The sequence below is a fragment of the Psychrobacter sp. I-STPA6b genome, from assembly GCF_020662265.1.
In the GTDB taxonomy this organism is placed as follows: Bacteria; Pseudomonadota; Gammaproteobacteria; order Pseudomonadales; family Moraxellaceae; genus Psychrobacter.
The window spans coordinates 417324-441975 of sequence record NZ_VEWM01000063.1; the positions used below are offsets into that span (position 1 = coordinate 417324).

Consider the following 24652-nt stretch of genomic DNA (forward strand, 5'->3'; position numbering starts at 1 on the left):
GGGCGAATGTCAGACCCCGTATTACCTCCACAGCAGGGGGTTGAAAATATACTGTAGTGGCTTGGCAACACGTTGTGGGCAGGCGTATTTTTTTACTTTTCATGCCTCGCACTTGTTACCCTGTACAAGGTACTTTTTAGACCTTACTACCAGACATTGACAGTCGGTTTCATTTTATTTTTTTAATACATTATACATTGCTTATTAATAGGCAAGATATTGATTAAACCATTAGGTTATTTATTTTATGAAGATTTTAGAGTCAAAATATTATCGTCCTCGTATGCTATTACAATTTGAAGAATATGGTAACACCATTCATGCTGTAGCTGATAAGGATATGTATCGCCAATCTAACAATCCTTTTGCTTATTTATTAAGTGACTTATTGCCCAAAATTTATTTGTCTGGCGAAAAGATTGTTATTAATAAAGAGCAACTACAGGATTTTACGGAATGTACAGATTTTTATACAGTAGAATACTCTGCTGAATATAATATCTGCTATCAAGAAGAGCGTTGTTTTTATCATCCTACATTGCATATTTTTATTGTGACAGAAGAAGATTTGTCCGACGAATATGGGCGGGATATGTTTAATCAAAATGTATTAAGAGTCAATAATGTTTATTACGATTCTACCAATCCTAAAAGCCTAGAATCTGTAAAATACTTCTTTGATGAGTATTTACAAAAATATGTTTCTAATGAGGCAAAAGTATCTATTTTATTAAAAGAGCGTCATGGCTTTGTGTTTAAAACTCAACGTATTAAACCACTTACCATTAACTTAGATACCATGTATAACGATGATTTTTTACCTGTTCATCAACATATTAAGTCTCAACTAACCGATAGTAAAAAAGGTTTGGTATTATTACATGGTATTGCAGGCTCAGGAAAAACTAATTATATCAAGTGGTTAACCAGCCAAGTGCCAAGCAAGCAGTTTATTTTTGTACCGACCAATATGATTGGCTATTTAACAGACCCTGAAATGATGTCTATGCTGGTAGACAATAAAAACTCTGTATTGGTGCTAGAAGATTGTGAAAATTATATTAGTGAGCGCTCTAGTGGTGATTTAAATACTGATGTGGTATCTACTATTTTAAATATCGCTGATGGTATGTTATCCGATATTTTAGAGTGTCAGTTTATTTGTACTTTTAATGCAGATATTTCACGGATTGATAGCGCATTATTACGTCAGGGACGTTTGATTGCTGAATATAAATTTAAAGAGCTGGATATTAAGAAAGCCAATGCTTATTTAAAATCACATGATATTGACAAAACGGTAGACAAACCGATGTCATTGGCAGAGTTAACCAATATTGACAATGCCAGCTATAAAGAACAGGTTAAGGAAAAGAAAATTGGATTTTTATAAGATTGACGGTGCATATGGTGAGGGTGGAGGACAGATTATCCGCTCGGCATTGTCATTATCTATGATAACGGGAACAGCGATTCATATTCAAAATATCCGTGCAAAACGCAAAAAATCAGGCTTGATGCGTCAGCATTTGGTTTGTGTGCAGGCATCTCAGCGCATCAGTAATGCTCAAGTGACTGGAGCAGAACTTGGTAGCACAGAGATTAAATTTGCTCCACAAACGGTTTGTGCTGGTGAGTATCAGTTTGATATTGGCTCTGCGGGCAGTACTAGCTTGGTACTACAGACACTATTACCTGCACTATTATTTGCTGATACAGAGCAACCTTCAAATGTGACCATTCAAGGTGGCACGCATAACCCTCTTGCTCCCACTGCTGATTTTTTAATACATGGCTTTTTACCCATATTAACCAAACTAGGCATGCAAATAGATTATGAGTTAATACAAGCCGGATTTACTCCCATCGGTGGCGGTAAAGTACGTGCCACAATCCATCCTTTTATGCGTCGTACAAGTGATAAACCCTTTTGTTTGTTTGAGCGTGGCGAATTGCAGACAATCAAGTTGGTTGCTGACTGTCTCAATTTGGATACAGAAATTGCCAAACGTGAGTTAAATAGCTGTCAGTCGAGTTTAGCAAGTCTTGTAGATGAGTCATTACTGAATAAAAAAACCCGTAAATTACGTGGTATTGGTGAGGGAAATTGTTGTTTTGCATTGGTGCAGTCCAGCCAGCATCAAGAGGTATTCACGGTACTGGGAGAAAAACGAATGTCAGCAGAAAAGGTTGGTAATCGCTTGGCAGGGCTTATCAGGCGTTACCTTTGCGCCAGTGATAGTTGTGTTGATGAATATCTGTGTGACCAATTACTCTTACCTTTAGCATTAGCTGGTGGTGGTGAATTTAGCGCACGTTTTATTAGTCAGCATAGTTATACTCAAGCATGGCTTATTGAGCAGTTTTTGGATGTTCGTATTCATTTTAAAGATATTGCAAAAGATAAAGTACACGTTCAGGTGCTGTGCTAAAGGTTTTTTGTTAGAATATACCACTGTTTTTTTCGCTATTTTCAATTTCTATTATTTGATGTAATGAGTAATGTTATGACTGATATCAATGCCCCTAGCAACACACCATTAAAACAGCAAAATGCAGTTGTCTTACTTTCTGGGGGCTTAGATTCTGTCACCTGTTTATATTGGGCAAAAGACCGTTTTGCCAATGTGACAGCAGTTAGTTTTGATTATGGTCAACGCCATAATAGCGAGTTGATATCTGCCAAAGCCATTGCTGAACATGCTGGAGTTAGCCACCGTATTATTGATATTGATATCGCCCAACTGGGTGGCTCATCACTGACAGACCATAGCATGAGTGTGCCTGATGGTGATGCCAATAAGTTCCCTTCACATACAGATGATATTGATAATGATGCCATTCCCAATACCTATGTGCCTGCCCGCAATACTATCTTTTTATCGTATGCGCTGGCTGTTGCTGAGGTGACTCAAGCCAATCATATTGTGATTGGGGTCAGCTCAGTAGACTATTCAGGTTATCCAGACTGCCGTCCTGAGTTTATTGAGGCATTTGAACGCTTAGCAAACCTAGCTACAAAAGCAGGGGTAACGGGACATCACCTCCATGTGCAAACACCTCTACAAACCCTATCAAAGGCACAAACTATCGAGTTGGGCATCTCATTAGGTGTGGACTATTCACAGACCATTTCTTGCTACAAAGCAGATGATAAAGGGCGCGCATGTGGTGTATGTGATAGCTGTACCCTACGCAAGCAAGGGTTTAAAGAAGCAGGGATTGCTGACCCAACCCGCTATCAATAATCTTTTATCGTCTTTATACAAAACAGGGCATATTTTACTATGCCCTTCCCTTCTGTCTTCTTAATCTTAAAACACCCTTCTAAAACAACCTTTTAAAACAAAAAGTATCGCTGTGCCATAGGCACAACATCAACAGGCTCGCAAGTAAGCAGTTGACCGTCGGCTCGTACTTCATAAGTTTCGGGGTTAATGTCCATTTTTGGGCAATAGTTATTAAGACGCATATCGGCTTTACGAATTTGGCGAATACCATGCACAGGCTTGATGATTTTATTAAGTCCTAGCTCTTTTGCTACGCCTTCATCGACTGCCATTTGTGACACAAAGGTGATGCAGGTATCATGTACGCCATTAGCAAAGCTGGCAAACATCGGGCGGTAATGTACGGGCTGTGGGGTGGGAATAGAGGCATTAATATCCCCCATCGGGGCGGTGGCAATCAGTCCACCTTTGATGATGCAGTCTGGTTTTACCCCAAAAAAAGCAGGTGACCACAACACCAAATCTGCCCATTTACCCACTTCTACTGAGCCGACTTCATCGCTGATACCATGAGTAATGGCAGGATTGATGGTGTATTTGGCAATGTAGCGTTTGATGCGAAAGTTATCATTATCGCTGTCTTGGTCAGCTTGAGTCAGGCAAATCTGCCCTGCTTGTGCTTGCTGATGGGCAGAGTCGTCTGGGGCAAGGTGTCCTCGTTGCATTTTCATTTTATCTGCGGTTTGCCATGTACGCATAATCACTTCACCGACTCGCCCCATCGCTTGTGAGTCGCTGCTCATCATCGAGATTGCCCCGAGGTCGTGCAAAATATCTTCAGCCGCGATGGTTTCTTGACGGATACGGCTTTCAGCAAAGGCAACATCTTCACTAATAGCTGGGCTTAGATGGTGACACACCATCAGCATATCGAGATGCTCATCAATGGTATTAATGGTAAAGGGTCGTGTGGGATTGGTTGAAGAGGGCAAAACGTGTGGCTCACCAATGGCTTTTAGAATATCAGGGGCGTGACCACCGCCTGCCCCTTCGGTATGAAAGGTATGGATACAACGCTGTTTAAATGCCCCTAAGGTACTTTGCAGATAGCCACTTTCATTAAGGGTGTCGGTATGAATGGCGACCTGCACATCATGTTTATCGGCAACGCTTAAACAGTTATCAATGGCTTGCGGGGTCGTTCCCCAGTCTTCATGCAGTTTTAGCCCGATTGCCCCTGCTTTGATTTGGCTCAGTATAGGCTCGGGCAAACTGACATTACCTTTGCCCAATAAACCAATATTCATCGGCACATCGTCTAAGGCTTTGAGCATATTTTGGATATGATATGCCCCCGGTGTGCAAGTGGTGGCAAGTGTGCCTTGTGCAGGTCCTGTACCGCCACCGAGCATGGTGGTGACCCCCGACATCAATGCGGTTTCACACTGCTGAGGGGCGATAAAATGAATATGACTGTCAATGCCCCCTGCGGTCAAAATTTTGCCTTCACCAGCGATAATCTCTGTGCCTGCCCCAATATGAATAGTGACGTCAGGCTGAATATCAGCGTTACCTGCTTTGCCAATGCCACTAATACGACCTGCTTTGATGGCAACGTCAGCTTTAATAATGCCTGTATAGTCCACAATTAACGCATTGGTAATCACCGTATCAGCGACTTTTTCATCACTAAGTTGTCCTTGCCCCATGCCATCACGAATGACTTTACCACCGCCAAATTTTACTTCTTCACCATAATGGGTAAAGTCCTTTTCCACTTTGAGCCATAAATTGGTATCAGCAAGGCGGACTTTATCGCCTACAGTTGCACCAAAATGTTCGGCATAGACCTGACGAGGGATACGTTTGTTAGAAATACCTGTTTTGCTTTTTTCGCCATTCTTATTGTGGCTATCAGCATTGTTAGAACTATCAGTCTTATCAAGGTTATCAGGACTATCAATCTTGTCAGAACTATCTGTCCTATCAGAAGAAATATCAGGCAACGCCCCCATAACATCACCACGAAAACCATAGACTTCACGCTTGCCCGCCAGTGCTACTAGCTCGACTTCTCTCGACTGCCCTGGTTCAAAACGCACAGCCGTTCCTGAGATGATATTTAGTCGAAATCCTGTCGCCAGTTTGCGGTCAAACTCAAGGGCATTATTGACCTCAGCAAAATGATAATGTGAGCCAATCTGAATCGGTCTGTCGCCTGTATTGGTGACGGTTAATGTCAGCGTTTGCCGTCCTGCATTGATGATAATATCCTCTTCAGCAAGTTGATAACCGCCAATCTTAGTGGTGTCAATCACATCAGGTTTTGGTTGCTGACTACTGACAAGTTGGGGTGTTGTGTCTGTTGTTTGTGAATTATTATTCTCTTGATTCGTATCGTGGCTCATGATTATCTTCCTTTTATAGATTGATTTTATCCATTATATTCCTTATTTCCCTGATTGATTTATCAATCACCCCCACCCCCATCACAGCCACTATCAAAGCTACACTCATCTGGCGGTCCACCAAAATATGATTCTCTAAATTCAGACCCAGCTATCGCAATAGTCGCAGGGGTAAAATGGATATTACCTTGAAAATGTTTATCAGCAACTTGATATCGTAGAGTTTCAAAGTCGTAAGTTTCACCTAATTCTTGATAGTAATCTTCAAATACAGGTTGCTCACAAAACATGGCAATGGCATAAGGCGTATAATCAGTGGATAGTTTTGAGCGCTCAATACTTTTTGCCACTTGATGAGCCGTATAATATTGTGACTTACCATAGTCTTTAGCAAGTATGCGAGGTAATTGCACCATATAAGATTTAATGGCTCTGCCTTTTTTGATATCGGCTATCAATGACATAAAACTTCCTTATATTTTTTTATATTTGCTTATCATACCTATTTATACAATGGGGTCATGTACCGTCACCAGTTTTGTTCCATCAGGGAAGGTCGCCTCAACCTGCACATCATGTATCATCTCAGGTACACCCTCCATGACCTCATCACGACTCAGATACGTATTACCCTCACTCATCAGCTCGGCAACGGTTTTGCCATCTCTTGCTCCTTCTAACAGCATCATACTGATATAGGCGACAGCTTCGGGATAATTGAGTTTTACCCCTCGATTTTTTCGGCGTTCGGCAACCATGCCAGCACTAAATAATAGCAATTTGTCTTTTTCTGTCGGAGTTAATTGCATAATTTGTCCTTAATAATTTGTTAGGTGGTGTTTCAAAAAATATAATATGACTATTTTTAATATGGTCTCTACCCTCCCCCTAGCCCCCTCCTTGTAGGAATTTCTATTTAAAGAAATTCCCTTGCGAGGCTAAAATTGCAGTGCAATTTTATAACGCCTCTCAGGGAGGGGGAACAGTTCTCTTTGCCTTTGGACGGAGGGTTTGAGCTAGTTATCTAGGACAGACCCTTAGCTTAAGTCGCCCAAATACGTGGGTTATGTTCGGCTAACTGCCACCACTGCTCACGTAATAGATGACGCAATTGGCTAAATGCCGAAAAACAACTTGCCACATCATCACCCAAATAACGAATGCAAATCGCATGTGGCGTATGGGTACAATAAACGCCTAATTCGTTAAGGTTTTCATCAATATAAGCTCTTAATTGCTTAACCATCTCTGCCAAGTCTAGCGTAGCATTTGCAGGCACTGCCCAAAATGTACCCATCACATGCTTATTATTCATCGCTAATGGCGATACAAACCAACGAGAGTCAGCCGATTGATTGACCTGTTCATAAACAATGAGCTTGCCTTCTCGATAAATCCGCAGTTGATTATGATACTGTCCTTGCACAAACTTTTCTTGATACGCCTGCCTGCCAAACACCACAATATCCCACGTTAGCAAACTGCTGTTTTCTGCCAAATCAAACTGTGTCTGTGCCTGTAAATACGCCTGATTATAAACAATGCTTTCTTGGGGCAACCATTCACAGCGGGCATGTTTATCAAGGTTTATCTGTACTTTTTGACTGGCGTAATTGCTATTGTGTTTGCTCTGATTATTAAGATTATCACTTTCTTGATTTCTGTCACTTCCTCGACCATACCATTTGCCTGCCCCTGTGGTGGTTAATAAGGCATGGGTATTGTCAGACAAATCAATATTTATCTTTAGATGGTCACCCGTAGCAATACCTGCTGGGGGATATAACACCATCACATGACAAATCCCCGTTTGTTTTGTTGATAAAGTAGAGAATTCATCATTCTGTGGTTCAGGATACTGTGGTTCGGGATACAAAGCCCGTTGTACCCGCAATGCCCCTGTATGCTGACGCTGGGTGAGTTGGGTTGTTTGCTGACGGTTGATAAACCCTAGCGTTAGCTGTGAATGCCAGTCATTTGCACGCTTATTCACAATCATGCCATTTGTCATTCATATTTTCTTGCCTTACTTCTTAATAATTTTTTAACAACTTACTAAAAATAGTTTAAATCGTAATTAATACTATAAAGTAATTTAGAATAAAAATCGAAATGAAGTTTTAATTTAAATTAAGCTTTATCATACCAAGATGGTCATAATTTTTGATACACTTATTTTTAGAGATTATAAAATAATCAATAAATCCTATTGCTTATAGACTGTTACTATCAGAAATTATAGAGAATACCCACATGCCCCAACTATCCATTTTTACCCAGCGTCTTGAGCCAACACAGCTTAATGAGCAACAACATCAGCGAATCAAGCAACAACGGCAGACTGGCGATTATCTAAGTCTGGATTATGACACTCGGCAACGCTCTCGCTTTAAAGCCATGACTCAATCAGGTAAGCAGGTCGGTATTGATTTACCACGAACCGACACCCTTAAAGATGGCAGTATTTTAAGCAATGATGAGGGGCGACTGATACAAATTGAGGCATCAAAACAAACCCTAACCCAAGTCACTGCCCCTAATGATGACTTTTTTTTGCTGATGAAAGCATCGTACCATCTAGGCAATCGCCATGTGCCATTAATGCTGACAGCAACGGCGTTATATTTTGAGCCTGATCATGTCCTCGATGATATGCTTCAACGGTTAGGCGTACAGACGGTTACGGTTGATGCTCCGTTTGAGCCAGAAACAGGGGCGTATCAACAACATAATACCCATCATCATAACAACCTTAACCATTCACACGCTCATTCACACCCTCATTCACATGCCCACACATAGCCACTGATAACACCATGACTGCATCTACGATAAAGCCAGCACAAAATAGTATCAATGACCACCAATTTACTGGAGGGCAAGATGTAAGTGGGGCAGTATTAATGCTTGCTTCAAGTAACCTACCTATCGGCAGTTATACTTATTCGCAAGGGGTAGAAACCGCCATTGAAGTGGGTCTGATTAGTGATGAGCAAACGGCTTTAGCATGGTTAGAGGATTATTTAAAGTTGGCATTACTGGGCTTTGAGCTACCGTTATTATTGGCACATTTTTTCTTATTGCAACGTGGTCATCACCAGCTTGCTGATACACTAGCTGAACATTATATGGCCAGTCGTGAAAGCCATGAGTTTTCCTTAGAAAGTAGTCAGCTTGCCCATGCCTTATCTGCATGGGTGGACGCTGTGTTACAAATGTCTGTTCCTAGCACCATACGTCAACAAGGATTTTTGCCATTATTCGTGCATACTTGTCAACATAGTGGACTAAGTATTCAGGCAACAGCGATGACATATGCGTTTGGGCAGTTAGAAAACATGGTGTTGGCAACGGTCAAAACTGTTCCTTTGGGACAAATGGCAGGGCAACGTGTGCTGTGGCAATTGCAAGTGCGCTTAGAGTCAGCAATTCATCCACTTATTACACAGGTAGAAGACAAGCTCAATGATTGGTTAAATCGTCTTGATTCATGTCCAGCATCCAATAAACCATTAAGTGAGTTAAATGCACAATGTAACGAGCTATTAAGTGAGATTTGTCCATCAGCTAATTTACCGAACCTTGCCATTTTATCGTGTCAGCATGAGCGTCAGTATAGTCGTTTATTTCGTTCATAAAGTCAGCAAACTATCAATAAGTAACCAACAAACAATCATAAAATAGTCATTAAATTAAGGAAAACTTATGAGCCAACTCACTGCCAAGCCTACTAATAGCACAAATCAAAACACTGCTACATTATCCCCTTTACGCCTTGGTATTGGTGGTCCTGTAGGCTCGGGTAAAACCGCACTGACCCTAAGACTGTGTCAAAATCTGCGTGAGCATTACAACATGGCAGTAGTGACCAATGATATTTATACCAAAGAGGATTCAGAGTTTTTAACTCGAAATAATGCCATGCCTGCCGAGCGTATCGTTGGGGTTGAGACAGGGGGATGTCCACATACGGCGATTCGTGAAGATGCGTCAATTAATCTGACCGCCATTGATGAGTTGCAAGCCAAGTTTGCTGGGCTTGAGCTGATTATTATTGAGTCAGGTGGTGATAACTTGGCGGCCACCTTTAGCCCTGAGCTGTCTGACTTGACCTTATATGTGATAGATGTTTCTGCGGGTGATAAAATTCCACGCAAAGGGGGGCCGGGTATTACTAAGTCAGATTTGCTGATTATTAATAAAACTGACCTTGCACCAATGGTGGGTGCATCGCTTGAAGTTATGGCACGAGATACCAAAAAGATGCGAGGTGATAAACCATTTGTATTTAGCAATATGAAAACGGGTGAAGGATTGGAGCAGATTATTGCCTTTATCAAGGATAGAGGGATGTTAGCAGACATATAAACAAACAAGGATAAATTGTAGAGATAAATGAACGCCAACTGACCGTCGATTGACCATTATTACCACCAGAAAAATGCCCAACCCACGCACATAAAGGTAGAAATTTACCTCAGCGTAACATTTTCTTGCATCTTTACACCATTTTATGGGTGTTCTTTTTGTGCCTGACTTGTTATCGTAGGGCTTCGTTCTAGCCATTGACAGTATTTTGTCTGATTTATATTGCAGAACAAATCAATCATTTTTTATAAAAGAGTATATATTATGCTATCTAAATTATTGAAAGTTTTACCTTTAGTTGGTGCTGGTCTTTTTTTAGTACCTCAGGCCAATGCCATGGATATCAAACAAGAGTATATCAATACCTGTGTCCAAGATGCAGTTAATACCAAAATGGCAAACAATACAGATGCCAACAAGCTATGTAGCTGTATCGTTGATGTGCATAGCAAAAAAACACTGGGGCAAATGTGGGAAGTAGAAAGCTATAAACAAAGTGGCAAAGACCCTGCTACGCTACCCTTTGTACAAAAACTCCAAAGTGATTTGCAACAATGTGAACAGGGTTTGACCATCAATCCACCACAACTCCCTGCTGGTCAATAGCTCATAGGCATACACCTAGACAAACAGAATAATCCTATCTATAAAAGGACTGGTGAAAGCCAGTCTTTTTTTATACCATAAAGGCTTTTGATTTAGGACAAATAAGATGGCAAAACCTACCGATGAGGCACTTGCGTTACCTGACTTTAATGTTGCCATGGTACGCAAACTTAATGGGCAATTTATTGAAGATAGCATCAATTTAAAAGATTTTCTTCAGCACACCCATAAAGGTGTTATATTATATTTTTACCCCAAAGATAACACTGCGGGCTGTACCACTCAAGCAACTGATTTTACTCAAATGTTAAATGAGTTTGACCAGTTAGGTTACGACATTATCGGCGTCTCCCGAGACAGTATTGATTCACATAAAAAGTTTATTGATCAACATCATTTACAAATTCGCTTGATTAGTGATACAGATGAACGTCTATGTCAGTATTTTGATGTCATTAAAGAAAAAAATATGTATGGCAAAAAAGTTTTAGGACTGGTGCGCTCTACTTTTGTTTTTGATAAACATGGAACATTAACCCATGCACAAAGAAACTTACGGGCAAAAGATTATACCCAGCGCTTATTACAAATATTATCAGAAACCTAGTTAACCTATAGCCTCATCTTAACAATAGAAAAATGACCAGATGGGTTGTTGTGATTGTATCAACCAAAAACCATCATACTAATCACTTACCATAGAAGGTATATCAAAGTTATGTCTCATTCTCCAACCCATCATATCCGTCAGGTTGACGTGGCTATTATTGGTGCAGGTACAGCCGGACAAAATGCATTCGCACAAGTCAGCCAAGTTACGGACAATCTGGTCATTATCAATGATGGCTACTGGACAACTACTTGTGCGACGGTTGGCTGTATGCCCAGCAAACTATTAATTGCAGCCGCTGAGCGTGCATATCATGCCTGCCACTCTCAGCAATTTGGTATCAATACTCCCTGCTCTACTGATACAAAAGCGCATAGCATCATTGATGGTCAGCAAGTCATGCGCCGTGTACGTGCTGAGCGAGACCGCTTTACTCACTTTATCACAGAAAAAATTGCTGGCTGGGATAATGCCCAGAAAATCTCTGGACGTGCCACAATTAATGCAGACGGCTATATAGTGGTGGGTAATCAGATTATCAATGCAACCCATATTATCGTTGCTACTGGCTCAACCCCTTATATTCCTGATGGCTGGACAGATGCGCTGGGGGCAACCATGCTCACATCAGATACTGTCTTTGAACTGCCAGATATCCCTCATTCATTAGCAGTAATTGGTGCTGGTGCAATCGGGCTAGAGCTGGCACAAGCATTTTCACGCCTTGGTAGTCAAGTAACTTTACTCAATCATGCACACCGAATTGCTGGTATCAGCGACTCACACGTGAATAAAAAAGCCATTGCTTGTTTGACTCAGGCGCTAAATATGCAGTTGGGTGTTGAGATTACCGAAGTATCACAACAAGATGGGCAAGCAGTTATTCACTACCAAGATGCGGATAATGTTTCACACTGCTGGCAAGGCGATTATGTGCTAGTAGCAACAGGACGACGCAATCATTTAGCCGAGATTGGTATTGAAAATCTTGGTGTTGTCTTAGATAAACATAACCGTCCACAGCAATTGAATGAAGTCACTGGACAGATTGCAGATAAAAACGTCTATATCATTGGTGATGCCAATGCACATTTACCACTGCTTCATGTTGCTAGCAATGAGGGCTTTCACGCAGGACAATGTGTCAAAGACACAATTATCAATGACAAGCAGACACAAACAGTACCACAACCAACCCTGCCTGCTATGGCAGTGGTATTTAGTGAGCCACAAATTGCCAATGTTGGTCTCTCATTAACACAAATAGAGGAAGCAGGTCATCGGTATGTAGTGGGTGAAGTCAGCTTTGACAACCAAGGGCGTAGTCGAGTGATGGGGGTTAACTGTGGGTTGCTACGGATTTATGCCAGTATGGATAAGCATCATCATGGCAAAATTTTAGGGGCAAGCATGGTTGCCCCTGATGCTGAATATATTGCCCATATTTTAGCAACGGCTATGAGTAACGATTTGACCATAAACGACCTGCTAAACTCACCCTTTTATCATCCAACCATTTTAGAAGGACTCAGAACGGCATTAAGAGCAACGCAAGCACAACTTGAGCAATCACAACATAAGCAACATTAACACCATATCCCAAAGCAATCCGTTGCTTTAAATACGACCATTTTTTAGGACATATCATGGCAAGCTCACAAATCACTCAGTTTTTCCAAGAGATACTTCGTGATCTGTATACCAGCTTATATCTTGCCATTGGTGGTTCATTAGAGGAAGAAACCAGAGACTGGTCATCACGAGCTGTTGAGCTTGCTAGTACAGCCATTAAAATTTTGATTTTATTGGTTATTTTAGGTTTTTTTTATTGGCTAATTATTTATTTGGTCAAGCACTACCAAGAGCGTCTACCTCTTAATAAGAAACGTATAAAAATCGTTCGAGCTGTACTGCGCTATTTTTGGGTAGTTGGTAGTCTGATAGCCGTCATGAGTCAGATTAATATCTCTCCTGATACCGTCAAAGCAACTGCTAAAGCCAGTATCTGGGCAGGAATTTATTATGTGCTGTGGGCAACTTCTGGTCATGTGATTAACCGTATTTTGCATCACTACGGTCTAAATGCCTCTATTCAACAATTACTGCGTAATATTTTCTCGGTATTGATTGTGGTTCTGGGACTTGCCAGTGTCATGGCACAGTTTGGCTTTGACATCATTTCACTGGTTGCAGGTCTTGGTATTGTTGGTTTGGCGGTTGGTTTTGCTGCTCAATCTACATTAGCAAACTTTATTGCTGGTATCACTATTTTATTAGAGCAGTCTTTTCAAGTTGGTGACTGGATTGGGATCGGTGATAAAGAAGGACGAGTGGTGCTGATTTCTTTACGTACTACCCATATTCTAACCCGTGACAACATCACCATTATCATTCCAAATTCAACCGTTGCTTCTAGTGAAGTCATCAACCTCACCTCAAAAAACTTTATTCGCTTTGATATTAATGCTCGCATTGCATTAGAAGCAGATATTGCTGATGCACGCCAGATTATCTTGCAAGTACTGGAAGATACAGACGCCATTTTAAAGCGTCCTGAGCCACTGGTCACAGTCAAAGAAATCAGCGACTTTGGGGTTGTATTTATTGTACGGTTTTGGGTCACACCCGCGACGGTCTCTCGTATTCCCGTTATAAAAGAAACCTTACATGAAAATATCAAAACGCAATTACAAATTGCTAATATTTCTATTCCCTACCCACACATGCGCATATTAATGCCCAAAGATGTCGAACAGCCCATCCCGACCAAACCCTTTGAAGTCACCACCCATAAGGCCTCTGACTCATCTGGTTAGACGACCCAACAACTGTGCCATCACCCATGATTTTAAATAAAGAGGTACAGTAAACCATTATCATGGGATGAAATGTATCACGACAACCCATCGCAATTTTAGAGAATTTAAGCTATCCTATCCCTGTATTTATTTTCCTATTTTTTATTGTAAATTTGAGCCAACTATGAGTAACCAGACAGCCAATACAACATCAACAAATCTTCACGCTTACAACCCAGAACATATTGAAGCTGAGCAACAAGCCAAGTGGCAACAACAAAAACGCTTTGAAGTCAGCAATGAGCCAAGCGACAAGCCAAGCCGTTATATGCTGTCTATGTTCCCTTACCCCAGTGGTAAACTACATATGGGACATGTGCGGAACTACACCATCTCCGATGTACTCAGTCGCTACAATCGTTTAAAAGGCTACGAAGTCATGCAACCAATGGGCTGGGATGCTTTTGGTATGCCCGCAGAAAACGCAGCCATTGCACATCAAGTTGCACCTGCCAAATGGACATTTGATAACATTGATAACATGCGTGAGCAGTTAAAAAAGTTGGGTCTATCTATCGACTGGTCACGTGAGTTTGCCACCTGTACACCTGAATACTACCGTTGGGAGCAGTGGTTTTTCTTACAGCTTCACAAAAAAGGGCTGGTCTATAAAAAACTGGCATCTGTAAACTGGGACCCTGTCGATAATACTGTACTTGCCAACGAACAAGTTGTAGATGGCAAAGGCTGGCGTAGTGGCGCACCCGTCGAAAAACGTGACATCCCCATGTATTACTTTAAAATCAGTGCTTATGCTGATGAGTTGCTTGATGACCTAGATAAGTTAGAGGGACAATGGCCAAGCGATGTCATCACCATGCAACGCAACTGGATTGGGCGTAGTGAAGGTATGGAAGTTCATTTCCCTTATACCCTTAATGACAAGCAAAGCACATTATCTGTTTTTACAACCCGTCCTGACACTTTAATGGGGGTAACTTATGTTGCCGTGGCAGCAGAGCATCCTTTAGCACGTCATGCTGCTGCACAAAATGATGCCGTTGCAGCATTTTGTGATGAATGTCGCCAAGGCTCAGTTGCTGAAGCTGATATTGCAAAAGCTGAGAAAAAAGGTATGGATACAGGGCTAACGGTTACCCATCCTTTAACTGGTGAAGATGTTCCTGTCTGGGTCGCTAATTATGTGCTTATGAGTTATGGCTCAGGTGCGGTCATGGCAGTACCTGCCCACGATACCCGTGACTATGAATTTGCCAAAAAATATGACTTACCGATTAAACAAGTTCTAGAATACCCAAACTCCATTCTAGATGATATCAAGCATCTTTCAAAATTAAAAGAAATCTCTATTCACCTAAATAGTGACTTTGACTATAACAGACTACTTGATATCACTAAAACAAATAATATTTTACTTGATGATTTTCTAGAAGCTTTCAACCATAGTACAATTGCTCAGCTCTATGACAAACTAGATAATAAAGTACAAAATGAAATTAACGATATATTAGAGTATTTCAGAACTCGACAATCACTATTTGAAAAAAGTCCACATACAAAATGTATTAACTCTGGTGAACTAGATGGGCTAAACTTTGAGCATGCTTTCAATAAAATACTAGAAAAACTAGAGCCTCAAGGTCTGGCATGCAAAAAAATTCAATACCGCCTACGTGACTGGGGGGTATCACGCCAGCGTTATTGGGGCTGTCCGATTCCAATGATTAACTGTGAGCATTGTGGTAATGTTCCTGTGCCAGAATCAGACTTACCAATTGTACTACCAACAGATGTTGTGCCTGATGGGCGAGGCAACCCATTAAAACAAATCAAAGAATTTGTTGATACTACTTGTCCTAAATGTGGTAATCCTGCTGAGCGAGAAACAGATACCTTCGATACATTTATGGAATCTAGCTGGTACTATGCCCGCTTTGTCAGCCCTAACGACACCCAGCAGATGCTTGATAAAAAAGCCGCTGATAAATGGCTACCCGTTGACCAATATGTTGGTGGTGTTGAGCATGCCGTGATGCACCTTCTATATGCCCGCTTTTTCCATAAACTAATGCGTGATGAAGGCTTAGTATCAGGTGATGAACCGTTTGCTCGTCTATTAACACAAGGTATGGTTTTAGCTGGTACTTATCTACGAGAAAATACTGATGGTAGCACCAGCTACTATTTCCCACATGAAGTTGATATTGAGTTTGATGAGCGTGGTCAACCACTCAATGCAACGCTCAAATCTGATGGAAAACCCGTCACCATTGGTAAAGTAGAAAAGATGTCAAAATCAAAAAATAATGGCGTCGACCCTCAAACTACCATTGACCAATATGGTGCAGATACAGTACGTCTATATACCTTATTTACTGCTCCTGCTGACCAAACGTTAGAATGGTCTGATGATGCCCTAAAAGGTCCTTATAACTTCTTGAAAAAAGTCTGGCGTATTGTCACCGAGCATCTACAAGGGCTAGAAACTAGCAAACTTTCTGCCAATGATGAAGCCTTGGACATCAAACAACTAGATGTCAGTACACTAAGTACCTCTGCAAAAAATCTACGCCGCAAAACACATGAAACCATCGCCAAAATTGACCATGACCTTGGTGAGCGTCTATCACTGAACACGCCTGTATCTAGCTTAATGGAGCTGACCAATGAGCTGGCAAGCTTTGATGTGAAGCCTAATGACACTCAAGCTTTGGCAGTGGCTCATGAAGCCATTGTTGCACTGCTTGACATGCTATCTGTGTATGCACCACATATTGGTGAATACTTATTAGAAATGTTGGGCTTTGACACACAAGCATTAAGCTATCCAACCTTAGATGAAAAAGCATTGGTACAAGACAGTATTACCATGGTTGTCCAAGTGAATGGTAAAGTACGCGGTAAAATAGAAGTCGCGCCAAATAGCGACCCTGAAGACATTAAAGCTCAAGCCAAACAAGTCGACAGTGTACAGAAATTTTTAACGGGAGAAATTAAAAAAGAAATCGTTGTTCCTAATAAATTAGTCAATATTGTCGTTGTGGGCTAACTTATGAAGACGATTTCTTATCTTCAAAAAAACACACAGCCAAACAAACTTGCTAAGTATCAAAACAAGCGACAAAATAAACAGCGTCAAAGATACTTAGCAAACATCTGCTTGGCTCTACTTAGTGTGATGAGTGTTGCGACTGTAACACTTGTCACAGGCTGTGGCTTCCATTTGCGTGGCTATGATGCCCCCATGAATATGGAAGTCAAACATGTTGCCATCAAACTTGATGATAGCCGAAATGCTTTTACATTAAAACAACCTCTGATACAACAGCTTGAATCTGTCGGTATCAATGTGGTTGATGATATTGAAAAGCAAATCCATCAGTCTCACCATTTAAACATAGCAAGTATTACTGTTAGTAATATCCGCTTCAAACGTTACGAGCTGGTGGGCGTTGTCACTGAAATACGCTTATTACTTGCTGCGGATGTCACCTATCAAACCCTACAAGGTGGCAAGCCCATACAAGTCAGCAACCCCATTGAAGTTGAGCGTAGCTATCAATTTAATAAAGCCTCTGTCAGTGTAGAAGACCAACAAGGTGAGCAAATCCGCGACTGGCTATATGACACATTAGCACAACGTATAACCAACCAATATGTCGCCCTGAGCTTGCCTCGTGTTGCGCCAACTGCACAAACTCCGTAATATGCAAGATACTTTTTTAAACAGCTACCCAAAGCTACTACAAGCCAATACACCCATCCTAACTGGATTATGGTTGGCACATGGTGACGAACCACTATTAACACAATGGCTCACTGATGCCATGCGTCCACACTGGCGTAACCAAAACCTTGCCATCAAGCACATTGACCTTATATCTACTAAAACATGGCAAGACGTCCTAACAGAATTAAATAGCTTATCATTATTTGATGATGCATCTGCAGTCATTATCACTGGTAACCATAAACCGGACAAAGACACCCTATTAGCTCTCACAGAATTTGCCAAGCAAGCCAATGCTCAAAATAATCAAAATTGCCTATTATGGCTAATGCCAAAACAAGACAAACGCGCCCAGAAAGCAAAGTGGTTCAGTCCTTTTAGTCAATATGGTCATGTCATTGACTGTCACTTATATGATGAAGCACAACGCCAGCACCTACTACAAATCAAAGCCCAGCAATTTGGACTGTCATTGACAGCACCAGCATGGCAACTGTTAATGGCACAAACAGAGCATCATCTTCTTAGCAGTTACCAAACCTTATGGCGTTTATCCTATTTATTTGCACCACAATTATCACAACAACATCAAACAGATAATGCCCCACCTTTGATAGAAATTGACACAGATGCCTTACAAAATGCACTGGTCAGCCACTCTCAATATAGCGTCTTTGACTTATCAGATGCCATGCTTTCTGGTGATTCCCCTCAAGTCGTGCGTATCATAGAGCAACTCAAAGCAACGGATGAACCCACACCTTTGGTTCTATGGGTTATTAGTAAAGAGATGCGCCTTATCATACAGCTTCTTGCTGGTGAAGATGCCCAACAACTTGGCATTTGGCGTAGCAAGCAAAGACTCTATCATCAAGCTTGCCACCGTCATAATAGCGATAGCACCAGCACATGGACAGACATACTCTATCGCTGTGACCAAGCCCTAAAAGGTGTCATTCGCCAGCCTGTTTGGGAGCTACTGCTACAATCTGCTCTCTTGGTTTCTGGTCATCGCTTATTTTCTCTAACCTACTAATTATTCTTAACTTTTTGCAAAGATACTCCTATATATTTTACCTAAAGAAAACATTACCATAACCACACTCATAGAATAAGGTATATTGTCTAAACTACCTATCTCTACTGTTATCAAAGAGCCACTAAACAGTTCACTAAACTGTTACCAAGCCTACCTTGCCAGTAATACTATTTATACAAGACTAGCCATATTTATACTTGCTATGTTCTTTTATACTGGATAAGGGGCCGAACACATAAGAGTTTAATATGTCTTTGGTAAGAGTTTAACAGTGGTAAATAAATATAGAGATATACTGAAAACTTTTTCTTCCTAACGTGATACCCCTATCACTTGATTACTTGGATAAACATATGCTCACTCGCAAATCTGCTTTAAAATGGATAATTATTTTTTTCGTTATTATCGCACTTGCTGGAATTGCTTATACTCAGTTTGTATCAACTGAAGAAACACCCAACTATATTACTGCTACTGCCGAAATAAAAGATATTGAAAATAATGTCATGGCATCAGGTAAAGTGAAAGCTCTCAATACCGTTGCCGTTGGCGCTCAGGTATCGGGAGAAGTGACCAAACTCTATGTCAAAGTAGGCGACGAAGTCAAAAAGGGAGATTTAATCGCTCAGATTGACCAAGTCACACAACAAAACAACCTATCCAATCAGCAAGCAACATTAGAGCAAAGCTATGCCAGCTTGCAAAGCGCTCAAGCAGAATATCAAAGCCGTATTGCCAGCCTAAATAGCGCTCAAGCAGATCTTGCCAGTCGAGAAGCCGAGTTAAGACAAGCCATTGTGAGCTTTGAGCGCCTCAAGCCACTCATCGAAATCAATGCCATCAGTCAGCAAGAGTTTGAAAATGCTCAAACTAAGGTTAATACAGCACAAGCTGCTGTCGCCAATGCCCAAGCTGCCATTGGAAATGCCCAAGCGGCCATCATTACTGCAGAGTCAAATATTGTTCGTGAACGTGCTACTTTGCAAAAAGCACAAACTGACCTGAATACTGCGAATGAAAACTTAGGATATACCACCATCCGCGCCCCTATTGATGGTACTGTAGTATCTGTGACAACTGAGCAAGGTGCAACGGTTAATTCAAATCAATCAGCACCAACTATTGTCACCTTAGCTGACCTATCAACTGTACGCATCAATGCACAAATTTCTGAAGCAGATATCTTAAATGTCAAAGCTGGTATGCCAGTCTACTTTCATACCATTGGCAATCCTGACCAGCAGTATGATGCTGTACTAACTACCATTGAGCCAGCACCTGAAAAAATCAGCACCTCTAGTGCTACAGACAGTGCTGTCTATTATATTGGCTCTGTCGAAGTCCCTAACCCAGATAGACGCTTTCGCATTGATATGACAGCACAAATATTCATCATCATTGATCAAGCCAAAAATGTTCTAACCATACCCTCGGCAGCTATTGTGCAAAGCGATACAGGAACACATGTTCGTGTCCTCTCTGCTGATGGAGAAGTCATACAAAAACCTGTCACTATTGGCATTAACAATCGAGTCAATGCACAGGTGCTATCAGGACTACAAGCCGGAGAAACAGTCATACTCAGTGAAGATAGCAAAAATCCTCCTAGCCAAGATATGTTGTACTAAAAGCTCACTCAATATGGCAGTTCTGTTATCTAAGTAACTAAGCATTTAAGCTCATATAACAAGTAACTGCCCGACAGTATCAATATTTGAATTAATAAGACTCATATCATGACCACTCAGACCTCAGCACTTACAGCCACCAATACACCAAAAACTCATACAAGTCATGCCACCACAGATGCTCAACCCATCATGCAACTCACTGGCATCACCAAATCCTTTCAAGCAGGTGAACAGCGTATCCAAATCCTGCATAATATTAACCTCAATATCTATCAAGGTGAAATGGTTGCCATCATTGGTCAATCTGGCTCTGGTAAATCAACCCTAATGAATATTCTAGGTTGTCTTGATCAGCCCAGCTCTGGCGAATACCTCATCTTTGGTGACCCTATTAAGCGTCTTGATGCTGACCAACTTGCTAAACTACGCCGAGAACATTTTGGTTTTATCTTTCAGCGTTATCATCTACTCGGTGATATTAATGCCCAAGATAACGTCGCCATTCCTGCTGTCTATGCTGGCACGGATCACAGCATACGCATGCAAAGAGCGCAACAACTACTCGCAGAGTTAGGACTGGCAGATAAAACTCATAATCGACCAAGCCAGCTATCTGGAGGGCAACAGCAACGTGTATCCATCGCCCGCGCCTTAATGAATGGTGGTGAAATTATTCTAGCAGATGAACCAACTGGCGCACTTGATAGCAAATCTGGTGAAGATGTGATGGCTATTCTGCAACGCCTTAACCGCCAAGGTCATACTGTCATTATGGTGACACATGACCCTAATATTGCAGCACAAGCCAATCGTGTCATTGAGCTGAAAGATGGACATATTGTGGCAGACTATCAAAATCCCTCTAGTAACCACAGCCATCATCAAAGTTCATCAACAGAGAAAGCCTACTCTCTACACAAAAAAAATAGCCTTAGTGCATTTATAGACCGACTCTTAGAGGCTTTTAAAATGTCATTACTGGCAATGAAAGCCCATAAAATGCGTACCCTACTGACCATGCTGGGTATCATCATTGGTATTGCCTCTGTTGTCTCCATTGTTGGCTTAGGTAAAGGCTCACAAGAACAAATTCTATCAAACATCAGCTCACTGGGAACCAATACCATCACCATTGCTGACGGCTATCCATGGGGTGACCCCAGAAGACGCTATCACAATAAAAACCTAACACCAGAAGATGCTCAAGCTGTTAGCGCACAGCCTTATATTGTCAGTGTTAGTCCTCAAATAGACGCTACTGCCACTGCCCGCTATCGTAACATCCAAGAAAGCATCAATATCAGTGGAATTGGTGAAGACTATCTAAAAGTCACTGGAGAAAAACTAGCACAAGGTCAAGGTTTTGATGCACAAAGTATTCGTCACCGTACCCAAGACATCATCATTGATAATAATGCCAAACGTACTTTTTTTGCTAATGAAGCAAATCCCATTGGTAAAGTTATTCTTATTGGTAATGTTCCTGGGCGTGTTATCGGTGTACTCGCACCCAACAAAGATGCCTTTAGTGCAAGTGACTCACCAACACTGTATATGCCCTATACGACCATGATGTCACGTATTCAAGGTAGCACTTATATTGAGCGTTTCGTTGCCTTAGTCGATAGTGGTTACGCATCCTCAGCAGCAGAAAATGCTATTAAAGAGCTATTGATTAGTCGTCATGGTGAAGAAGACTTTAGAATTCGCAACTCAGACTCCATCCGTAAGACCATCGAAGCAACCACGACCTCTATGACACTGCTTATCTCATCCATCGCTGTCATCTCATTAATTGTTGGTGGTATTGGTGTCATGAATATCATGCTGGTCTCTGTCAGTGAACGTACTAATGAAATAGGCGTCCGTATGGCAGTTGGTGCCAGACAAAGTGACATCATGCAACAGTTTTTAATTGAAGCCATCTTAGTGTGTTTACTGGGTGGTACACTTGGCGTTTTATTGGCATTTATGATTGGTGAGGGGATTAATAGCCTCGGCTCTGAAGATTTCAAAGTTCTCTACTCTCCCACATCCATCATTGCAGCCTTTGTCTGCTCTACACTGATTGGTATCCTTTTTGGCTTCTTACCTGCTCGCAGTGCTGCCAAACTAAACCCAGTCGAAGCATTATCCCGAGATTAATGGCTCTTTGACATCAATTTGCCTTTTTTTGAAAAAAAATCAAAAAAATTAAAAAAAAGGGTTGCATTATAATTTTTGATGCGTATAATATGCTCTCACGTTGAGGGGATAAAGAAACACTTCAACAGGAGGTCTTAAAAGATTTCCACTTGAAAAGCTAATTAAAGCAATGCTTTAGTAACTTATCAGGGTCGTTAGCTCAGTTGGTAGAGCAGTAGACTTTTAATCTATTGGTCCCGCGTTCGAGTCGCGGACGACCCACCATATTCTAAACCACATTAAATCAATATGATTTAATGTGGTTTTTTTATTGACTAATCTATTAATTATTAACTGTTGAAATCCTCCACATATTTTTATACAGTGTTGACCTCATTTATTGTACCGTCGCACAGTACATCTACAGTATACTCAGTCGCCCAGTATCTATTTCAGTTTTAGACTTCGTCAACTATAACACAAAGCCTGATATAGAGTGCTGATATAAGCAAAGCAGAAAAATGGCACAAAATGAAAGTAGCTATATATGAAGACCTCTTTGAATTCCCATCACTCAGACTTCATATAACTGCGTACCCGATAATAACAATAGGCTGTCTTACAACTATACATTTCAACTTCAAGATCATACAAACCATCATCTATTGCTGCAAACTTTAATTTAGCCAAATCATTGATGTGATCATCAGAATCAACTATCTCACCTTGGCTGTTATGAATGGATAAATCAATATCACTACAATCATTATCACAAACACCAACAATCAAATACTCACGTCCTTGCATTAACTCCAGACTTTTTGTACGTGAACCATACTTATCTAACTTACCGTACAAATCACCTTGCTCAATTGGATAATAATCCTTAGTTGCCAATAACTCATCAACTCGTTGTATCTGTTGTAACGTTGATGCATTAGCACAAGCAGACATTAGTAGTAAGCCCAGAATACCAACTCTATATACACCTATATTCATACTCTTTCCTTTTCAAATTTAAAATTTATGCTGACATATTCAAATAACTATTTTTCCGGATATATAACTCTACTCTTTTAAGACATCATAAAACTGTAACAGCCGTTAAACATTCATCTTCATAGGAAAAATTAAGATACTGATTTTAATAAATAGTGACTTAGTCAAAGCAATAAACGTAGGTAATATTGGATAATAAATTCATTTGTAAGCACCAAGCTCACAGAGTGAATATATAATACAACCCTAACCTACATCTTAATGACTCAACAAAGAAGTATTTTCTATCACTCCATAATATAATGAAATGTTAAAATTTTTTTTGTAAACTAAATAAAGATAAAAAGAAATCTGATAAAAGAGAAGTAGGATAATATCATGTCACTTGAGCACTTTATTACTGAATTCTGCAAAAAGCACCAAATTACAAAAGAACAACTAGCAAAAACCGCCAATATCTCTCGCAGTACACTGTATCGTATGATGGAAAAGGATAAAAGCCCGACACTAATAAACCTCACAAAAGTAGCGATTGCTATGCAAGTTCATCCACAATATCTTATCAAAATAGAATGGGAAAAATATCAGCTATCTGGCTACGATGCCACACCAATTAACCCATTAACTGAACCCATGCGCTGGTTTCAACAACAGGCTGAAGATAGCTCACACTTCATATCAGAAACAGTACCAGACGGCAGTCTCGTATGTGTCAATGAAAGATTTTGCAAAACATGGCGTATACAAAATACAGGAAACACACAATGGAGTGGACGTAAACTACAATGTCAACAAAACAATGACTTTCTACAACAGCAAGCCTCTCTACAACCATTTACCAAAGAGTATAACTTCCATATTACCCCCTTAACTAACATCATCGATATTCCAGATACAAAACCTGGTGAAACTGTAGATTTAAGCGTTGCATTCATTGCACCATCCATACCGACTACCGTCTTTTCCTATTGGAAAATGGTAGATGAAACAGGACAGCTTTGCTTTCCTAACAGTATCGGAGTATATCTTCAAGTACAGGTTGTCTCAGCAGGCTCAGCACAGTCCAACTAATGCATATATATATTGTA

At 40.8% G+C, this 24652-nt stretch carries 21 protein-coding genes and 1 tRNA gene; 17 read left to right on the forward strand and 5 right to left on the reverse strand.

All coding sequences use genetic code 11. The features are described 5' to 3' along the window. Positions 1-247: 247 nt before the first annotated feature. The 3 genes from FHK88_RS07125 to queC all read left to right on the forward strand — a co-directional run bounded on the left by FHK88_RS07125 (position 248) and on the right by queC (position 3248). Positions 248-1393: an AAA family ATPase gene (locus tag FHK88_RS07125; protein WP_227430041.1), complete on the forward strand. Its 1146-nt coding sequence runs from the start codon at positions 248-250 to the stop codon at positions 1391-1393. Further along, the gene (rtcA, locus tag FHK88_RS07130; RefSeq protein WP_227430042.1) at positions 1380-2432 is read left to right on the forward strand and encodes an RNA 3'-terminal phosphate cyclase; all 1053 of its coding nucleotides are present in this window, start codon (positions 1380-1382) and stop codon (positions 2430-2432) included. The genes FHK88_RS07125 and rtcA overlap by 14 nt, the downstream gene beginning before the upstream one ends. Positions 2433-2507: 75 nt before the next feature. Continuing rightward, positions 2508-3248, forward strand: coding sequence for a 7-cyano-7-deazaguanine synthase QueC (gene queC, locus FHK88_RS07135; protein ID WP_227430043.1), 741 nt, complete (start codon positions 2508-2510; stop codon positions 3246-3248). Between the two features lie 92 nt (positions 3249-3340). Here the strand turns inward: queC and ureC are convergent, their stop codons facing one another. The 4 genes from ureC to FHK88_RS07155 all read right to left on the reverse strand — a co-directional run bounded on the left by ureC (position 3341) and on the right by FHK88_RS07155 (position 7637). Continuing rightward, positions 3341-5545, reverse strand: coding sequence for an urease subunit alpha (gene ureC, locus FHK88_RS07140; RefSeq protein ID WP_227430085.1), 2205 nt, complete (start codon positions 5543-5545; stop codon positions 3341-3343). A 155-nt stretch (positions 5546-5700) separates the two neighbouring features. Then, complete coding sequence (locus tag FHK88_RS07145; protein ID WP_227430044.1) at positions 5701-6102, reverse strand: DUF6559 family protein; 402 nt, start codon at positions 6100-6102, stop codon at positions 5701-5703. 42 nt (positions 6103-6144) lie between these two features. Then, on the reverse strand, positions 6145-6447 hold the full coding sequence (gene ureA, locus FHK88_RS07150) for an urease subunit gamma (protein WP_227430045.1): 303 nt from the start codon (positions 6445-6447) through the stop codon (positions 6145-6147). Between the two features lie 233 nt (positions 6448-6680). Continuing rightward, the gene (locus tag FHK88_RS07155; protein WP_227430046.1) at positions 6681-7637 is read right to left on the reverse strand and encodes an urease accessory protein UreD; all 957 of its coding nucleotides are present in this window, start codon (positions 7635-7637) and stop codon (positions 6681-6683) included. A 254-nt stretch (positions 7638-7891) separates the two neighbouring features. Here FHK88_RS07155 and ureE point away from each other — a divergent pair, with 254 nt between their 5' ends. The 13 genes from ureE to FHK88_RS07220 all read left to right on the forward strand — a co-directional run bounded on the left by ureE (position 7892) and on the right by FHK88_RS07220 (position 22850). Continuing rightward, positions 7892-8440: an urease accessory protein UreE gene (gene ureE, locus FHK88_RS07160; RefSeq protein ID WP_227430047.1), complete on the forward strand. Its 549-nt coding sequence runs from the start codon at positions 7892-7894 to the stop codon at positions 8438-8440. 14 nt (positions 8441-8454) lie between these two features. Then, on the forward strand, positions 8455-9276 hold the full coding sequence (locus FHK88_RS07165; RefSeq protein WP_227430048.1) for an urease accessory protein UreF: 822 nt from the start codon (positions 8455-8457) through the stop codon (positions 9274-9276). Positions 9277-9343: 67 nt separating this feature from the next. Next, on the forward strand, positions 9344-10006 hold the full coding sequence (gene ureG / locus FHK88_RS07170) for an urease accessory protein UreG (protein WP_227430049.1): 663 nt from the start codon (positions 9344-9346) through the stop codon (positions 10004-10006). A gap of 264 nt (positions 10007-10270) precedes the next feature. Beyond that, the gene (locus FHK88_RS07175) at positions 10271-10612 is read left to right on the forward strand and encodes a hypothetical protein (protein WP_227430050.1); all 342 of its coding nucleotides are present in this window, start codon (positions 10271-10273) and stop codon (positions 10610-10612) included. Between the two features lie 106 nt (positions 10613-10718). After that, complete coding sequence (locus tag FHK88_RS07180; protein WP_227430051.1) at positions 10719-11219, forward strand: peroxiredoxin; 501 nt, start codon at positions 10719-10721, stop codon at positions 11217-11219. Positions 11220-11330: 111 nt separating this feature from the next. Next, positions 11331-12812, forward strand: coding sequence for a dihydrolipoyl dehydrogenase (locus tag FHK88_RS07185; RefSeq protein WP_227430052.1), 1482 nt, complete (start codon positions 11331-11333; stop codon positions 12810-12812). Between the two features lie 56 nt (positions 12813-12868). Continuing rightward, entirely contained in the window at positions 12869-14038 is a 1170-nt protein-coding gene (locus FHK88_RS07190) for a mechanosensitive ion channel family protein (protein WP_227430053.1), read from the forward strand. A 166-nt stretch (positions 14039-14204) separates the two neighbouring features. Continuing rightward, complete coding sequence (gene leuS / locus FHK88_RS07195) at positions 14205-17090, forward strand: leucine--tRNA ligase (RefSeq protein ID WP_227430054.1); 2886 nt, start codon at positions 14205-14207, stop codon at positions 17088-17090. A gap of 3 nt (positions 17091-17093) precedes the next feature. Continuing rightward, positions 17094-17747, forward strand: a complete 654-nt coding sequence (locus tag FHK88_RS07200; RefSeq protein WP_227430055.1) for a hypothetical protein — start codon at positions 17094-17096, stop codon at positions 17745-17747. A gap of 1 nt (position 17748) precedes the next feature. Continuing rightward, positions 17749-18807: a DNA polymerase III subunit delta gene (gene holA / locus FHK88_RS07205; protein WP_227430056.1), complete on the forward strand. Its 1059-nt coding sequence runs from the start codon at positions 17749-17751 to the stop codon at positions 18805-18807. A gap of 356 nt (positions 18808-19163) precedes the next feature. Then, positions 19164-20438 (forward strand): efflux RND transporter periplasmic adaptor subunit, encoded by a 1275-nt coding sequence (locus FHK88_RS07210; protein WP_227430057.1) that lies wholly within the window; start codon positions 19164-19166, stop codon positions 20436-20438. Between the two features lie 192 nt (positions 20439-20630). After that, positions 20631-22586, forward strand: a complete 1956-nt coding sequence (locus FHK88_RS07215; protein WP_264480635.1) for a MacB family efflux pump subunit — start codon at positions 20631-20633, stop codon at positions 22584-22586. 188 nt (positions 22587-22774) lie between these two features. Continuing rightward, positions 22775-22850 (forward strand) — tRNA-Lys (locus FHK88_RS07220). Between the two features lie 285 nt (positions 22851-23135). Here FHK88_RS07220 and FHK88_RS07225 read toward each other — a convergent pair. Next, positions 23136-23564 carry a hypothetical protein gene (locus FHK88_RS07225; RefSeq protein ID WP_227430059.1) on the reverse strand — a complete coding sequence of 143 codons (429 nt, stop codon included), beginning with the start codon at positions 23562-23564 and terminating at the stop codon, positions 23136-23138. A gap of 378 nt (positions 23565-23942) precedes the next feature. Between FHK88_RS07225 and FHK88_RS07230 the strand changes: the two genes are divergently transcribed. After that, complete coding sequence (locus FHK88_RS07230) at positions 23943-24635, forward strand: NBR1-Ig-like domain-containing protein (RefSeq protein ID WP_227430060.1); 693 nt, start codon at positions 23943-23945, stop codon at positions 24633-24635. Positions 24636-24652: the final 17 nt, after the last annotated feature.

Bases quoted from the DNA above. Each gene is read 5' to 3' on its own strand.
- FHK88_RS07125 (WP_227430041.1), top strand. From the start codon at position 248: ATGAAGATTTTAGAGTCAAAATATTATCGTCCTCGTATGCTATTACAA.
- queC (WP_227430043.1), top strand. From the start codon at position 2,508: ATGACTGATATCAATGCCCCTAGCAACACACCATTAAAACAGCAAAAT.
- FHK88_RS07145 (WP_227430044.1), bottom strand. From the start codon at position 6,102: ATGTCATTGATAGCCGATATCAAAAAAGGCAGAGCCATTAAATCTTAT.
- ureA (WP_227430045.1), bottom strand. From the start codon at position 6,447: ATGCAATTAACTCCGACAGAAAAAGACAAATTGCTATTATTTAGTGCT.
- FHK88_RS07155 (WP_227430046.1), bottom strand. From the start codon at position 7,637: ATGATTGTGAATAAGCGTGCAAATGACTGGCATTCACAGCTAACGCTA.
- ureE (WP_227430047.1), top strand. From the start codon at position 7,892: ATGCCCCAACTATCCATTTTTACCCAGCGTCTTGAGCCAACACAGCTT.
- FHK88_RS07165 (WP_227430048.1), top strand. From the start codon at position 8,455: ATGACTGCATCTACGATAAAGCCAGCACAAAATAGTATCAATGACCAC.
- ureG (WP_227430049.1), top strand. From the start codon at position 9,344: ATGAGCCAACTCACTGCCAAGCCTACTAATAGCACAAATCAAAACACT.
- FHK88_RS07175 (WP_227430050.1), top strand. From the start codon at position 10,271: ATGCTATCTAAATTATTGAAAGTTTTACCTTTAGTTGGTGCTGGTCTT.
- FHK88_RS07180 (WP_227430051.1), top strand. From the start codon at position 10,719: ATGGCAAAACCTACCGATGAGGCACTTGCGTTACCTGACTTTAATGTT.
- FHK88_RS07185 (WP_227430052.1), top strand. From the start codon at position 11,331: ATGTCTCATTCTCCAACCCATCATATCCGTCAGGTTGACGTGGCTATT.
- FHK88_RS07190 (WP_227430053.1), top strand. From the start codon at position 12,869: ATGGCAAGCTCACAAATCACTCAGTTTTTCCAAGAGATACTTCGTGAT.
- leuS (WP_227430054.1), top strand. From the start codon at position 14,205: ATGAGTAACCAGACAGCCAATACAACATCAACAAATCTTCACGCTTAC.
- FHK88_RS07200 (WP_227430055.1), top strand. From the start codon at position 17,094: ATGAAGACGATTTCTTATCTTCAAAAAAACACACAGCCAAACAAACTT.
- holA (WP_227430056.1), top strand. From the start codon at position 17,749: ATGCAAGATACTTTTTTAAACAGCTACCCAAAGCTACTACAAGCCAAT.
- FHK88_RS07210 (WP_227430057.1), top strand. From the start codon at position 19,164: ATGCTCACTCGCAAATCTGCTTTAAAATGGATAATTATTTTTTTCGTT.
- FHK88_RS07215 (WP_264480635.1), top strand. From the start codon at position 20,631: ATGCAACTCACTGGCATCACCAAATCCTTTCAAGCAGGTGAACAGCGT.
- FHK88_RS07225 (WP_227430059.1), bottom strand. From the start codon at position 23,564: ATGAATATAGGTGTATATAGAGTTGGTATTCTGGGCTTACTACTAATG.
- FHK88_RS07230 (WP_227430060.1), top strand. From the start codon at position 23,943: ATGTCACTTGAGCACTTTATTACTGAATTCTGCAAAAAGCACCAAATT.